Below are 14,846 nucleotides of genomic sequence, written 5' to 3'. Positions count from 1 at the left end.
AGCGATTGATCTGCGCGACCCCAAAACTGTCAACTATGTCCCCGAACAGGTGTAAGCTATGTCTCCGGGCTGAACAGCAGCGAAGCAATCCAGAGTCCCGCGGCGACCCTGATTGCTTCGTCGCTGCGCTCCTCGCAGTGAGGTTGTTGGTCGAGCTGTCGCCTAAACTACCACTGTCGTCCCGGCGAATGCCGGGATCATACCGCGTGATTGATCGAGAGCGGACGGTGGCAATCGCGTAGGGCGGATTAGCGCAGCGTAATCCGCCGTCGTCCAGCAACGATGAGTAAGGCGGGTTACGCTCCGCTAACCCGCCCTAAGAACCGTGGCTATGCAACCCGGCGTTCGCCGGGGGCGACAACAAACAGCGTTCCTAGTCCACCATCTCCGCGACCGCCTTGCCGCACGCCACCGTGTCGGCATTGCCGCCGAGATCGCGCGTGCGCAAGGTGCGCTCGGCGAGCGTACGCTCGATCGCGCCGACGATCGACTGCGCCGCGGTCTTCTCGCCGAGGTGCTCCAGCATCATCGCGCCCGACCAGATCATGCCGATCGGGTTGGCGATCCCCTGCCCCGCGATATCGGGCGCGGAGCCGTGCACCGGCTCGAACACCGACGGGAAATGGCGCTCCGGATTGATGTTGCCCGACGGCGCGATGCCGATGGTGCCGGTGCAGGCCGGGCCGAGATCGGACAGGATGTCGCCGAACAGGTTGGAGCCGACGACGACGTCGAACCAGTCCGGGTGCAGCACGAAGTTCGCGGTGAGGATGTCGATGTGGTACTTGTCCCACTTCACGCCCGGATAGTTCTTCGCCATCGCCTCGACGCGCTCGTCCCAATACGGCATCGTGATCGAGATGCCGTTGGACTTGGTCGCCGAGGTCAGATGCTTCTTCGGCCTGGACTGTGCCAGCTCGAAGGCGAACTTCAGGATGCGGTCGACGCCGGTGCGGGTCATCACCGTCTGCTGCGTCACGAACTCGCGGTCGGTGTCCGGAAACATGCGGCCGCCGACCGAGGAATACTCGCCCTCGGTGTTCTCGCGCACCACCCAGAAATCGATATCGCCGGGCTTGCGGCCCGCCAGCGGCGACGGCACGCCGGGCATCAGCCGCACGGGCCTGAGATTCACGTACTGATCGAACTCGCGGCGGAACTTGATCAGCGAGCCCCACAGCGAGACGTGGTCCGCGATCTTGGCCGGCCAGCCGACGGCGCCGAAATAGATCGCGTCATGGCCGCCGATCTGCGCCTTCCAATCGTCCGGCATCATCTGGCCGTGCTTCTCGTAGTAGTCGTAGCTCGAGAAGTCGAAATGGTCGAACTGCACGGCGACGCCATGCTTCTTGGCGGCGGCCTCGATCACGCGGATGCCCTCGGGCATGACCTCCTTGCCGATGCCGTCGCCGGGAATGACTGCGATGCGATAGGGCTTCTTGCTCATCGAGCGGATCCTCAGATGGTGCTGCCGGACTGTCCCGGCTGAAATCGTCGACGCCTGAATGGACCAAACGACGGCCCAGCGCAACGCTGCGGTGCAAGATTGACCGCATGGCTGACGCGCCCGACAATCCGGTCTCCCTCCCCTCAGCGAGCACCTCCATGGACCTTCATCTGCGCGGCAAGCGCGTTCTCATCACCGGCGCGTCCAAGGGAATCGGCGCCGGGGCGGCCGAAGCCTTTGCCGAGGAAGGCTGCCACGTCCGGCTCGCTGCGCGCAGCGGCGATCGCCTTTCCGCCCTGGTCGAGCAGCTCCGATCGAAGCACCAGATCGATGCAGCCGCGCATGTGGTGGACCTGCGGAAATCCGAAGACGTCGCGCGGCTGGCGCAGGAGGCGTCCGACATCGACATTCTCGTCAACAATGCCGGCGATATTCCGGGCGGCGCGATCGACAAGATCGACGAGGCGGCCTGGCGGCATGCCTGGGACCTCAAGGTGTTCGGCTTCATCAACCTGACCCGGCTGGTCTATGCCCAGATGAAGGCGCGCGGCGGCGGCGTGATCATCAACGACATCGGCGCGGCCGGCGAGAAGTTCGACGCCAACTACATCTGCGGCAGCGCCGGCAATGCAGCGTTGATGGCCCTCACCCGCGCGCTCGGCTCCAAGAGCCTCGCCGACAACATCCGCGTCGTCGGCATCAATCCCGGGCCGGTCGGCACCGATCGTCACGTCACCCTGTTGAAGACGCGGGCCCGCGATCTGTTCGGTGACGAGAGCCGCTACACGGAGTTCCAGAAAAGCCTGCCGCTCGGCCGTCCCGCGCATGTCAGCGAGATCGCCGACCTGATGGCGTTCCTGGCCTCGGACCGTGCCGGCTACACCTCCGGCGTGATCTATACCGTCGATGGCGGCATCAGCGCAGGGTGGGGTTGATCGCCGCGACCTTTCCACCTCAGCCGAAACGTGATCTACAGCGAAGCGCCGGGACGCCTGCCATCAGGAGAACTAAGCTTTGGCCGACCAGGGATTGATCCGCGAGAGCGCCTGCGCCGTCGTCGACAAGTTGAAGTCCGGCGAGGTCACGCCGCTGGATTGCCTCGACGCGCTGGAAGCGCGCATCGCAGCCGTCGACGGCAAGGTCAATGCGCTGCCGACCCTGTGCTTCGACCGCGCGCGCGGTCACGCCAAGGCGCTGATGCAGAAACCGGCTGCCGAGCGCGGCGTGCTGGCCGGGCTGCCCGTGCCGATCAAGGACCTCACCGACGTCGCCGGCGTGCTCACCACCCAGGGCTCGCCGATCTTCAAGGACCGGATTCCGGAACGCTCCGATCTCGTGGTCGAGCATCTCGAAGCCAATGGCGGCGTGATCTACGCCAAGTCGAACACGCCGGAGTTCGGCGCCGGCGCCAACACCTTCAACGAGGTGTTCGGCGCGACGCGCAATCCCTGGGACACGTCCCGCTCGGCAGCCGGCTCCTCCGGCGGCGCCGCGGTGGCGCTCGCCACCGGCATGGCCTGGTTGGCACACGGCTCCGACATGGGCGGCTCGCTGCGCAACCCCGCCAGCTTCTGCGGCATCGTCGGCCTGCGCCCGAGCTTCGGCCGCGTCGCGAATACGCCGGCGGTGACCATCGACCGCAATCTCGCCGTCCAGGGCCCGATGGCCCGCAACGTCGCGGACCTCGCGCTGCTCTTGGACGCGATGAGCGGCGAGCACGCCGCGGATCCGATCTCGCTGCCCTCGCCTGCGACGTCGTTCCTGGCCGCCGCGCGCTCCGGCAGGAAGCCGGTCCGCGTCGCCTACTCGCCCGATCTCGGCATCACGCCCGTCGATCCCGAAGTCGCTGCCGTCACCCGCAAGGCGGCGCAGCGCTTCGCCGAGCTCGGCGTGATCGTCGAGGAGGCGCATCCCGATTTCAGCGAGGCGCATGAATGCTTCCACGTGCTGCGCGCGCTCGACTTCGCGATGAGCAAGGCGGAGCTGCTGCGCACCAAGCGCGACCTGCTCAAGCCCGAGGTGATCTGGAACATCGAGGAAGGGCTGAAGCTCACGGTCGCGCAGATCGCGCGCGCCGAGGCGCAGCGCGTCGCGATCACCGCGCGCGCGGTGAAGTTCTTCGAGACGTATGATCTGCTGCTGGCGCCGGCGACCATCGTGCCCCCCTTCCCGGTCGAGAACCGCTACGTCGCCGAATGCGCCGGGCAGAAGTTCGACAACTACGTGCAATGGCTCGGCATCGTCTATGCGATCACGCTGGCCTGCTGCCCAGCCCTGTCGCTGCCCTGCGGCTTCACGGAAACGGGCCTGCCGATCGGCCTGCAAATGATCGCGGCGCCGCGCGCCGACGCCAAGCTGCTCGCCGGCGCCAAGTTGCTGGAAGATGTTCTTGGCGTGGCCAGCTCGACCCCGATCGATCCGCGCGCGCCGAAGGGCTAGTTTGGTCGGCGGCCTCATGGTTCGAGAGGCGCCTTGCGGCGCGCCTCACCATGAGGATCGGGACTTGCTTTCGTGGCGCGATGGCCGACGAACGGGGCTTTTTTTCAAGGCCGCCATCCGCCGAGTTCCATGCTCTGAACATGGGACCCATGTCCGTTATCGGCTGTTGGCAATCCGGGCGGCTGCCGTAGAAGGGCCGCAAATCATGCTTGCCGGAGACCGGATATGACAGACCAGGCGCTGCCGCCTGCCGCGGACACTACCACATTCACCGACGTCGAGCGGCGCATCAAGGCGATCCTGATCGGCTCGGCCGGCAACCTGGTCGAGTGGTACGATTTCTATGCCTATACGGCGTTCGCGCTGTACTTCGCGCCGGCCTTCTTTCCGTCGAAGGACCCGGTGGTCGAGCAGCTCAACGCCGCCGTCGTGTTCGCCGCGACGTTCCTGATGCGCCCGCTCGGCGGCTGGCTGTTCGGCTATCTCGCCGATCACCATGGCCGGCGGCTGTCGCTGACCGTCTCGGTGCTCTGCATGTGCTTCGGCTCGCTGATCATCGCGGTGACACCGACCTATGCCACCATCGGCATCGCCGCGCCGATCATCCTGGCGCTCGCCCGCGTGATCGAAGGCCTCAGCCTCGGCGGCGAATATGGCGCCAGCGCCACCTATCTCTCCGAGGTCGCCGACGCCAAGCATCGCGGCTTCTATTCGAGCTTCCAATATGTCACCCTGATCGGCGGGCAGCTCACCGCGATCATCGTGCTTTTGCTGTTGCAGAAGGTGTTCCTGACCCCGGAAGAATTGCGAGCCTGGGGCTGGCGCATTCCGTTCGCGATCGGTGCCGGCCTCGCAATCTTCGTCGCGGTGATGCGGCGGAACCTGCACGAGACCGAAGCCTTCGTGGAGGCCAAGAAGACCGTAGGCCCTTCCGGCTCGATCACCGCCCTGTTCAAATATCCGCAGGAGCTGCTGCTGGTGGTCGGCCTGACCGCGGGCGGCACCGCCGCGTTCTACACCTTCACCACCTACATGCAGACCTTCGTGAAGCTCTCGGTCGGCCTCACCGAGGACCAGACCACGATGGTGATCTTCGGCTCGCTGCTGTTCGCCTGCGTGCTGCAGCCGCTGTATGGCGCGATCTCCGACCGCATCGGTCGCAAGCCGCTGCTGATCTTCTTCGGCGTCGCCGGCACCTTGTCGACGATCCCGATCCTGACGGTACTGAAGGGCACCAAGGAGCCGTTCACAGCCTTCCTGCTGATCTGCGGCGCCTGGATCTTCACGGCGGGCTACACCTCGATCAATGCGGTGGTGAAGGCCGAGCTGTTTCCGACCAATGTCCGCGCGCTCGGTGTCGGCCTGCCCTATGCGATCACCGTATCGCTGTTCGGCGGCACCGCGCCGGCGATCGCCCTCTACTTCAAGAGCATAGGGCACGAGACGTGGTTCTATTATTATCTCACCGGCGTGATCTTCCTGTCGCTGCTGATCTATGCGAGCATGCGCGATACCAAGCATGCGTCCGCGATGCACCGGCACGAATGAGCCCGCGCAAAAGAGCCCGCACGAATTGACGAGGTGTCGAGATGGCCGACGAGTCCAGCCTGCCGCCCGAGAGCAAGCTGACCCGCAGCAAGGAACGCTGGGCGCGCGAGGGCAAATTCCTGACCGGCCGCATCATCAGGCCGGAGGACCAGCGCCTGCCGCCGGGGCAGCATCTGACCCGCGACTGGCCGGTGCTCGACCTCGGCCTGACACCGTCGGTCACATCAGAGCGCTGGCGACTCGATGTCTATGGCGCCGTCGAGAACCCGCTGTTCTGGGACATGCGCGCCTTCCTCGCCCAGGAGCAGCGCCAGTTCGTCTCCGACATCCACTGCGTCACGACCTGGTCGCGCTACGACAATCAATGGGAAGGGCTCGCCACACGTGACCTGCTCGCCGCCTGCCGGCCGCGTGACAGCGCTGAATTCGTCGTGCTGCATTCCTATGACGGCTACACGACGAACCTGACGCTCGAAGACTTCGCGACCGAGGATGCGTTGCTCGCGCATAGCTGGTCCGGCGCGCCGTTGACTGGAGAGCATGGCGGCCCCGTGCGCGTCGTCGTGCCGCATCTGTATTTCTGGAAGAGCGCGAAATGGCTCAAGGCGATCGAGTTTCTCGAGGCCGACAGACCCGGCTATTGGGAGGTGCGAGGCTATCACAACCGCGGCGATCCATGGGCCGAGCAGCGCTATTCGGACTGACGGGCTCGCGTATCGACACGCCCGCGGAGCCGTAGGGCGGGCAAAGACGCGGAACGCGTCGTGCCCACCATCGCCCCGCCGATGAGAAAAGATTGGTGGGCACGCTTCGCTTTGCCCACCCTACGGACTGCATGCTATCGCTTCCGACCCGAAGCGCGGTCACCGCGATATCCGAACGTGCCAGAGATGCAGCATGGAGTTCACCTCAGAAACCGGCAAGATCCCCAAAGGCTATGGGTACCTTCTCAAGCCGAGCGTCATCCTCGCCGCACTGACCGCAAGAGATCTCGGCGGCATTCGCATCCACCTCGTTCGCAGCCACGGCAGGCGTCTGTTCGATGCACGATATCGGCCGCCGGACGGCGACATTCCTTACGAGCGTCTCAACATCAAGGTCGGCACCGCGCACGAGCGGGATTTACCCCCACTCCGCCGGCAAGCGAAGGACGAAGCGCTGCCGGCGCTCGTCCGATGGATTACCGATCTCGTCTCGCAGGACCTGCCGACCGCGATCCGGCATGGCGAACAGGAGATCGAGCTCCTGCCTCCGCGAGACTGATCGGCGCCTGGTCGTGAGATCGATCGCTGGTCCGGGCCGACCGCAGTCCAATCGCATATTGACCTACGTCGTAACGAACCATCACACCAGTTACTCCGTCATGCCCGGGCTCGTCCCGGGCATCCACGTCGTTCCCAGCATGCCGAACGGCGTGGATGGCCGGGACAAGCCCGGCCATGACGACCTGGAGACAGGCGGCACAAAACTCCGTTCGTCAAATGCGACAGCCCTCGGTCTGACCGGAAGGTGTTGGCGTCAATCATGTGGTCCCACGTCCAGCCTCGCCCCCCAAATAATCTCCCTCTTGCTAATTTCTGAAAATCGTGATTTACTCCTCGCCATCCCGCCTCGTTGCAGAGGGGCGTATCGCGATCGTCACGGACGTGGAGCGCGGGATGCGGTGGGCGCGACGGGTCGCAGCATGGTCTTCCGTGCGGACGAACGATCCGGTGCGCACGGTGAAATCGTGTGGTCTCGGCGCCGCGGTGCTGGCGTCAAGTCGTGGTGCGGATGACGCGCATCGCGATGACGGGGGCAAGAAAGCCGTTCCCCGGAGAGAGCACGTATAAGCCGTTCCAACCATTGCGCAGGGAAGGCCGGGATGTCCTCAGCCGTACCTGTGGTTCTGCCGCCTGCATTTTTTCCGCAGGCGGGCCATGGGGGCGGCAGGCTCCCGACCTTCCCTGCGCCCTCTTGTTTCAAGAGGGTGGAAGATCCGCAGAGCTCGGGCCGTGCAGGCCGCGAGGGTATGCCACCATGTCTGCGCGTATGGCCAGATCTGTTGTATGACAACGGGGAACGATGCCGTGTCATCGCCTCGCACGGCGGTGAAGACGCAACGGATGGAGACCACATCATGCCGACCGAACGTTTCCAGTTTGAAGGCGCAGGCGGCGACAAGCTCTCCGCGGCGCTCGATCTGCCTGATGGCGCGCCGCGGGCCTATGCGCTGTTCGCGCATTGCTTCTCCTGCGGCAAGGACACGCATGCGGCGCGGCGCATCGCCATGGCGCTGACGGCGCATGGCATCGCCGTGCTGCGGTTCGACTTCACCGGCCTGGGCTCCAGCGAAGGCGACTTCGCCAATACGACGTTCTCCTCCAACGTCGCCGACCTCGTCCGCGCCGCCAATCATCTGCGCGAGACCCGACAGGCGCCGGCGATCCTGATCGGCCACAGCCTCGGCGGAGCCGCCGTGCTGGCCGCCGCCGGCGACATTCCCGATGCGAAAGCCGTGGTGACGATCGCGGCGCCCTCCGACCCGGGCCACGTCACCGCGCTATTCAAGGACAGCCTCGAGGCGATCCGCCGCGACGGCTCGGCCGAGGTCTCGCTCGCGGGCCGTCCGTTCCGCATCAGCAGCTCGTTCCTCGACGACGTCGTCGAGCAGCGCCTGCTCGACAGGGTCAAGCATCTGCACAAGGCGCTGCTGGTGATGCACTCGCCTGTCGACGACACCGTCGGCATCGACAACGCGACGAAGATCTTCATCGCCGCCAGGCATCCGAAGAGCTTCATCTCGCTCGATCACGCTGATCATCTCATCAGCAGGAAGGAGGACGCAGCCTACATCGCCGAGGTGATCGCGAGCTGGGCCGGCCGTTACGTCGCGCCCGCGGCCGCCGAGCCGGCGCCCGCAGATGGTCCGCGCGACGTGGTCGTGCGCGAGACCCGGTCGAGCAAGCTGCAGCAGGCCATCGCGCTCGGCCCGCATCATCTCACCGCGGACGAGCCGCTCTCGGTCGGCGGCCAGGACACCGGCCCGGGCCCCTACGACCTCCTGCTCGCGGCGCTCGGCGCCTGCACCTCGATGACGATGCGGCTCTATGCCGACCGCAAATTCCTGCCGCTCGACCGCATCACGGTCACCTTGCGCCACAGCAAGATCCATGCGGAGGACTGCGCGGAGTGCGAGACCAAGGTCGGGCTGATCGATCAGCTCGACCGCGAGATCCACCTGGACGGCGCGCTCGATCAGGAGCAGCGCAGGAAGCTGATGGAGATCGCCGACAAATGCCCGGTGCACCGGACGCTGACGTCGGAGATCCGTATCGTCACGCGCGCGACGGAGTGAGCTCATTCGACTGAGTCACAACCACCGTCATTCCGGGGCAAGGCCGTGAGGCCTTGAACCCGGAATCCCGAGATTGTCTTGCGTCCATTTCCGGCAATGTCGATATTCCGGGTTCAATCGCCGACGCGCAGCCGCTTCGCGACTTCGCATCGACGATTGCCCCGGAATGACGGTGGTCGTGACACAATGAGACTAACGCGCGGCCTGCGGCTCGATCTTCAGCGGCCTGACGCGCAACGCTCCACGCAGGCCGGCCGCCGTGCCGATGAAGATTCCCGCGATGGCGACGAAGGACGGCAGCGCCAGGGTCGACAGCCCCGTCAGGCCCTGCCCGACCGAGCAGCCCAGCGCCATCACGCCGCCGATGCCCATCAGCGCGGCGCCGCCAACCGAACGCAGCATGTGATGCGGAGAGTGGAAGCCTTCGAGCCTGAAGCGCCGCGTCGCCACCGCGGTGACGAGGCTGCCGGCGAGCACCCCGGCCACGGTGGCGATGCCGAAATTGGCGGTCGAGCCGGTCGACAGCATGATGTATTGCAGGGCATCGGCGATCGGCGCGACGAAGGTCAGGGACGCGACCGGCACGGGGTTGAAATCGTCCGCGCCGAGAGTGCCGGTCGCGAACCAGCCGGCCGCGATCAGCAGGCCGACGACGAGGCCGGCGAGCATCTGGCCGTGCGCGCGCCGGAATGGCGCATGCGCAAGGGCGAAGACGATCAGCGCGCCGCCGAGCCCGAGCGCCGGCAGCAGCCGCGCCGCTGCACCATGCAGGCCACCGACCGACAGCACAGCCGGCAGCGACGTCGCGGTCGCCGTGGTCTGCGAGCCCTGCATCAGCGCGATGCGCAGCGGCGCGATCAGGCCCTTCAACGTCATCTCCGCCGCGATCGCGAGCACGGTCACGACGACGAAGGAGCGCAGATTGCCGCGGCCGAGCAGCACCAGCGCGCGCGAACCGCAACCGTTGGCGAGCACCATGCCGTAGCCGAACAGAACACCGCCCAAGAGCATCAGTGGCACCGAGAACGTCGGCTGCAGATAGATCGACTTGCCGAGATCGACGGCCCCGTTGGCCGCGAGCAGCTGCGTGGCGATGATGGCGATGCCCATCGCCAGGGCGTAAGTTCGCACCAGCCGGCGGTCGCCGTCGGCCCACCAGCCGCGCAGGCTGCTCATCATGCAGAAGCCGCTGAGCAGCCCCACCACGCCATAGACCAGGCCGATCATGAGACCGGCCATCATGGCCAGATTGGCGGCTTCGGGCACGTTCAGGATTCCTTCCGGTTGCGGACAACACGCGCGTTGCGCAGGCAGCGCTTTCGCTTGACGCGCGCAGAATATTTGCCACGATGTCGCACCTAACTAGATGAGAATGCTTGTTCCAACAAGCATCGACGGGAGAGAACGCCGTGATTTCAGAAGCGCATCCTCAGGGGTGGCCGACGCATTGCGCATGCATGGAGGCCGCACGGTGAGCGGCGTGGCGACACTTTCCCCCGACGCTCTCGCCCGCGCCTGCGCCGACGCGATGTGGCAGGATGATCGCGCCAGCCAGGGGCTCGGCATGCACATCGTCGAGATCGGCCCCGGACGCGCCACGCTGCAGATGACGGTGCAGCCGCACATGGTCAACGGCCATGGCATCGCCCATGGCGGCTTCATCTTCACGCTGGCCGATTCCGCCTTCGCCTTTGCCTGCAACTCGCACAACGACCGCACCGTGGCCGCACAGGGCAGCATCAGCTTCATCCGCCCCGGCAAGCTCGGCGACGTTCTGCTTGCTCGCGCGCACGAGGTATCCCGCAGCGGGCGCTCAGGCATCTATGATGTCCGCGTTACGGCAGGCGACACGGTGATCGCCGAATTCCGCGGCCATTCCCGCAGCATCGGCGGCACGCTGGTCCCGGCCGCCGCGAGCTGATCCGCTTCCCTATCGCCCCGCGCCCCTGCCGGAGGACCTGACCATGACATCGACCAAGCTTCAATCGACCGGCAGCTACGTTCCCGAGATGGACGCAGCCGAGCAAGCCTCGCGCGACGAGATCATGGCGCTGCAGACGAGCCGGCTCGCCTGGTCGCTGAAGCACGCCTATGACAACGTCGCCCATTACCGCCGCGCCTTCGACAAGGCGGGGGTGCATCCCTCCGACTTCCGCGAGCTCGCCGACCTCGCCAAGTTTCCGTTCACGGTGAAGACCGACCTGCGCGACAATTACCCGTTCAACATGTTCGCCGTGCCGCGCGAGCAACTGGTAAGGGTACACGCCTCCTCGGGCACGACCGGCAAGCCGATCGTGGTCGGCTATACCAGGAACGACATCGCGACCTGGTCGGCCGTGATGGCCCGCTCGATCCGCGCCGCCGGCGGCCGGAGCGGCATGATCATCCACAACGCCTACGGCTATGGCCTGTTCACCGGCGGCCTCGGCGTCCATTACGGCGCCGAGCAGCTCGGCTGCACGGTGGTGCCCATCTCCGGCGGCATGACCGAGCGGCAGGTGCAGCTGATCAATGATTTCCGCCCTGACATCATCACCGTGACGCCAAGCTACATGCTGGCAATCCTCGACGAGTTCAAGCGTCAGGGCCTCGATCCGCGGCAGAGCTCGCTCAGGATCGGCATCTTCGGCGCCGAGCCGTGGACCAATGCGATGCGCGCCGAGATCGAGGATGCGTTCGCGATGGACGCCACCGACATCTACGGCCTGTCCGAGGTGATCGGCCCTGGTGTGGCGCAGGAATGCCTGGAGACCAAGGACGGGCTGCACATCTGGGAGGATCATTTCTATCCGGAGATCGTCGATCCCGACACCGGCAAGGTGCTGCCCGACGGCGAGATGGGCGAACTGGTGTTCACCTCGTTGACCAAGGAGGCCTTTCCCGTCATCCGCTATCGCACCCGCGATCTGACGCGGCTGCTGCCGGGCACCGCGCGGCCGGGAATGCGACGGATGGAGAAGGTCACGGGCCGCTCCGACGACATGATCATCCTGCGCGGCGTCAACCTGTTCCCGTCACAGATCGAGGAGATCCTGCTGTCGACCGAGTGGTGCGGCGGCCATTTCATGCTGGAGCTGACGCGCGAGGGCCGCATGGACGAGCTGACCATCTACGCGGAGTCGCGCCCCGAGCATTGGGACGAGACCGGCCTCGGCGCGCACGCCGAGCGCATCTCCATCCACATCAAGAACACCATCGGCCTCACGGCAAAGGTGAAAGTCGTCCCACCCGACACGCTGGAGCGCTCGGCCGGCAAAGCGAAACGGATCAAGGACAAGCGGCCGGTGGGGTAGCCGTTCAGAGATGAAATCGAGATTGAGCGCCGATGACAGTGAGCTCCCTCGCCCCGCCTGCGGGGAGAGGGTTGGGCGAGGGGGACTCTCCACGCACCGAACTCGCGGAGAGTCCCCCTCACCCGGATTGCATCTAACGATGCGATCCGACCTCTCCCCGCAAGCGGGGCGAGGTGCAGCGAGCGAGAGTGCTCACATAAGCCTCGATCAGCAGTCGAAATTTCGCGGCCACTACCTCACATATGATCGTAGTCCACCACCACCCGCTCCGTCACCGGCCTGGCCTGACACGTCAGCACGAACCCCGCTTTCAGCTCCCAAGGCTCGAGCGAGTAATTCAGCTCCATCTCGGCCTTGCCCTCGACCAGCTTGGCGCGGCAGGTGGAGCACATGCCGCCCTTGCAGGCGAAGGGCAAGTCGACACCGGCACGCAGCGCGGCGTCGAGGATGGCTTCGCCGTCGGCGACCGGAACCTCGCGGCGCTTGCCGTCGATGATCAGTGCGGCGATGGCCTTCGGCGGCGCCGAGTCCGGAACGACCATCTTGGGCCGCGGCTTGCCGCCGGCGCCGGAGACGAAGCGCTCGACATGGACGCGGTCGTCGGCGATCCCGAGCGCGCGGCAGGCGGCCTCGATATCCTCGCTCATCCCGGTGGGACCGCAGATGAAGACGTGATCGACGGTCTCGGCCGGCACCAGCGAGCGCAGCAGCACGCGCACCTTCTCGCCATCGAGCCGGCCGTGCAGGATCGGCAGATCCTGCTCCTCGCCGGAGATGACGTGGAACAGCGAGAAGCGGTCGAGGAAGCGATCCTTCAGCTCCTCGAGCTCTTCGCGGAACAGCATGCCTGCGGTGGTGCGGTTGCCGTAGAACAGGAAGAAGCGGCTGTGCGGCTCCCGCGCCAGCACGGCCTTCACGATCGAGAGGATCGGCGTGATTCCGGAGCCCGCCGCGAAGCCGACGTGGGTGCGCGCGGCCTCAGGCTGCAATGCCACGCCAAAACGTCCGGTCGGCGTCATCACGTCGATCTCGTCGCCGCGCTTCAGTTCGTCAGTGACGAAGCTGGAGAACGCGCCGCCATCGACGCGCTTCACCGCGATGCGGATCTCGTCATCATCGGGGCCGGAGCAGATCGAATAGGAGCGCCGCACCTCCTCGCCGCCGAGCGTGGTCTTCAACGTGAGATATTGCCCCGGCGCGAACTGATAGTCCGCCGCCAGCTCGTTCGGAATCGCAAAGGTCAGCGACACGGCATCGGGCGCCTCGCGGCGCAGGTCACGGATAGCGAGACGGTGGAAGCGTGGCGTGGTCGACATCGGGTTCATCCTCCCGTCATTGCGAGGAGCGAAGCGACGAAGCAATCCAGGACCGCGCGCGGGACTCTGTATCGCTTCCGCCGACGCCCTTCGGGCTTCGGCGGACAAAGTCGCTGCGCTCGCGATGACGGCTGCTGCATCAGTGACACTTGAAATAATCGAACGGCTCGCGGCACGATCTGCAGCGCCACAGCGCCTTGCACGAGGTCGAACCGAACTCGGCGAGTTGCTCGGTGTCGACGGATCCGCATTGCGGACACGCAACCTCGGCCACGCCGAACAGCGCGCGGCGCCCGCTCGACGGCTGCGGTGGCGCAATACCGTACTCCCTGAGCTTGCGCCGCCCCTGCTCGCTCATCCAGTCCGTGGTCCAGGCCGGCGACAGCACTGTGCGAACGTGGGTCTCACGGAAGCCGGCGCGCTCGAGCGCCAGCTCGATCTCCAGCGCGATCATGTTCATCGCCGGACAGCCCGAATAGGTCGGCGTGATCGCGACCTCGACGCGGTCACCGACCACCTCGACCTCGCGCAGCACGCCGAGATCGTCGATCGTCAGCACCGGGATTTCCGGATCGGCCACCGATGCCGCGGCGTCCCAGGCGCGCTGGCGCAGCTCGGCGGGGCAGAAATCCGCAACTACCATGTCGCACCGGGGAAGCTGCGCTGCATGTATTGCAGCTCGCAGAGGAGATGGCCGAGATGCTCGCTGTGGCGGCCGTCGCGGCCGCCCTGCTGCATCCACTCGTTCTCCGGCAGCACCAGGGTCGCCTCGCGCGCGACATGCGACACGCTCGACAGCCATTCCGGCAGCAGTTGCGTCGGATCGATCGCGATACCCGCGTCGATCAGACCGCGCTCACTCTCGTCGACGCTGAACATCTCGCCGGTATAGGCCCAGAGGTCATCGATCGCGGCTTGCGCGCGGGCGTGGCTTTCGTCGGTGCCGTCACCGAGCCGGATCACCCATTCGCTGGCGTGGCGCAAATGATAGGCGCATTCCTTCTCCGACTTGGCCGCGATCGCCGCCAGCGTCGCATCGGTCGAGTCCATCATGCCGCGCCAATACAGATCGGCGAAGGCCGCGTAGAACAGCTGCCGCACCATCGTCTGCGCGAAGTCGCCATTGGGACGCTCGACCAGCAGCAGGTTGCGGTACTGCCTGACATCACGAAGATAGGCGAGCTTGTCCTCGTCATTGTCGTGACCCTCCACCTTGGCGGCGTAGCCGTAGAGCTCGCGCGCCTGGCCAATCAGGTCGAGCGCCATGTTGGACAGCGCCATGTCCTCTTCGAGAACAGGCGCATGGCCGCACCATTCGGAGAGGCGATGGCCGAGGATCAGCGCATCATCGGCGCGGCGCAAGGTGTAGAGCACCAGCGGCGTTTCGCAGACGGTGATCGAGGGAGCGGTCATGGTTGTGATCCGATCAGGCCCGCCACGAACTCAGCCATTGCGAGCACAGCAAT

Annotated in this window: 13 protein-coding genes; 8 read left to right on the top strand and 5 right to left on the bottom strand. The window is 65.8% G+C overall.

The features are described from left to right. Positions 1–373: 373 nt before the first annotated feature. On the bottom strand, positions 374–1,447 hold the full coding sequence (locus tag QW861_RS31410; RefSeq protein WP_315754669.1) for a tartrate dehydrogenase: 1,074 nt from the start codon (positions 1,445–1,447) through the stop codon (positions 374–376). Positions 1,448–1,605: 158 nt separating this feature from the next. Between QW861_RS31410 and QW861_RS31405 the strand changes: the two genes are divergently transcribed. The 6 genes from QW861_RS31405 (at position 1,606) to QW861_RS31380 (ending at position 8,771) form a co-directional block, all read left to right on the top strand. After that, complete coding sequence (locus QW861_RS31405) at positions 1,606–2,382, top strand: SDR family oxidoreductase (RefSeq protein ID WP_316193926.1); 777 nt, start codon at positions 1,606–1,608, stop codon at positions 2,380–2,382. Positions 2,383–2,461: 79 nt separating this feature from the next. Then, a complete protein-coding gene (locus QW861_RS31400) occupies positions 2,462–3,886 on the top strand; it encodes an amidase (protein WP_316193925.1) in 1,425 nt (474 codons plus the stop codon). 225 nt (positions 3,887–4,111) lie between these two features. Continuing rightward, positions 4,112–5,434 (top strand): MFS transporter, encoded by a 1,323-nt coding sequence (locus QW861_RS31395; RefSeq protein WP_316193924.1) that lies wholly within the window; start codon positions 4,112–4,114, stop codon positions 5,432–5,434. A gap of 41 nt (positions 5,435–5,475) precedes the next feature. Continuing rightward, positions 5,476–6,138 (top strand): sulfite oxidase-like oxidoreductase, encoded by a 663-nt coding sequence (locus tag QW861_RS31390; protein ID WP_315715778.1) that lies wholly within the window; start codon positions 5,476–5,478, stop codon positions 6,136–6,138. A gap of 193 nt (positions 6,139–6,331) precedes the next feature. After that, positions 6,332–6,697, top strand: coding sequence for a hypothetical protein (locus QW861_RS31385; RefSeq protein WP_315754677.1), 366 nt, complete (start codon positions 6,332–6,334; stop codon positions 6,695–6,697). A gap of 856 nt (positions 6,698–7,553) precedes the next feature. Continuing rightward, positions 7,554–8,771 (top strand): bifunctional alpha/beta hydrolase/OsmC family protein, encoded by a 1,218-nt coding sequence (locus QW861_RS31380; RefSeq protein ID WP_316193923.1) that lies wholly within the window; start codon positions 7,554–7,556, stop codon positions 8,769–8,771. Between the two features lie 192 nt (positions 8,772–8,963). On the opposite strand, the gene QW861_RS31375 is transcribed toward QW861_RS31380, so the two are convergent. Next, positions 8,964–10,010 carry a YeeE/YedE family protein gene (locus QW861_RS31375; RefSeq protein ID WP_316193931.1) on the bottom strand — a complete coding sequence of 349 codons (1,047 nt, stop codon included), beginning with the start codon at positions 10,008–10,010 and terminating at the stop codon, positions 8,964–8,966. Between the two features lie 214 nt (positions 10,011–10,224). Between QW861_RS31375 and paaI the strand changes: the two genes are divergently transcribed. Together paaI and paaK are read left to right on the top strand one after the other, a co-directional pair. Beyond that, positions 10,225–10,692 (top strand): hydroxyphenylacetyl-CoA thioesterase PaaI, encoded by a 468-nt coding sequence (paaI, locus tag QW861_RS31370; RefSeq protein ID WP_410052344.1) that lies wholly within the window; start codon positions 10,225–10,227, stop codon positions 10,690–10,692. Between the two features lie 43 nt (positions 10,693–10,735). Next, entirely contained in the window at positions 10,736–12,064 is a 1,329-nt protein-coding gene (gene paaK / locus QW861_RS31365; RefSeq protein WP_316193921.1) for a phenylacetate--CoA ligase PaaK, read from the top strand. Between the two features lie 236 nt (positions 12,065–12,300). On the opposite strand, the gene paaE is transcribed toward paaK, so the two are convergent. The 3 genes from paaE to paaC form a co-directional block, all read right to left on the bottom strand. Beyond that, on the bottom strand, positions 12,301–13,380 hold the full coding sequence (gene paaE, locus QW861_RS31360) for a 1,2-phenylacetyl-CoA epoxidase subunit PaaE (RefSeq protein ID WP_316193920.1): 1,080 nt from the start codon (positions 13,378–13,380) through the stop codon (positions 12,301–12,303). A 139-nt stretch (positions 13,381–13,519) separates the two neighbouring features. Beyond that, positions 13,520–14,023: a 1,2-phenylacetyl-CoA epoxidase subunit PaaD gene (paaD, locus tag QW861_RS31355; RefSeq protein ID WP_316193919.1), complete on the bottom strand. Its 504-nt coding sequence runs from the start codon at positions 14,021–14,023 to the stop codon at positions 13,520–13,522. Beyond that, complete coding sequence (gene paaC, locus QW861_RS31350; protein WP_316193918.1) at positions 14,017–14,793, bottom strand: 1,2-phenylacetyl-CoA epoxidase subunit PaaC; 777 nt, start codon at positions 14,791–14,793, stop codon at positions 14,017–14,019. The genes paaD and paaC overlap by 7 nt, the downstream gene beginning before the upstream one ends. Between the last annotated feature and the right edge of the window lie 53 nt (positions 14,794–14,846).

The sequence above is a fragment of the Bradyrhizobium sp. SZCCHNRI1029 genome, from assembly GCF_032487555.1.
In the GTDB taxonomy this organism is placed as follows: Bacteria; Pseudomonadota; Alphaproteobacteria; order Rhizobiales; family Xanthobacteraceae; genus Bradyrhizobium.
Note: the sequence above shows the minus strand (reverse complement) of the source record. Positions and strands in the feature narration are given on the sequence as shown.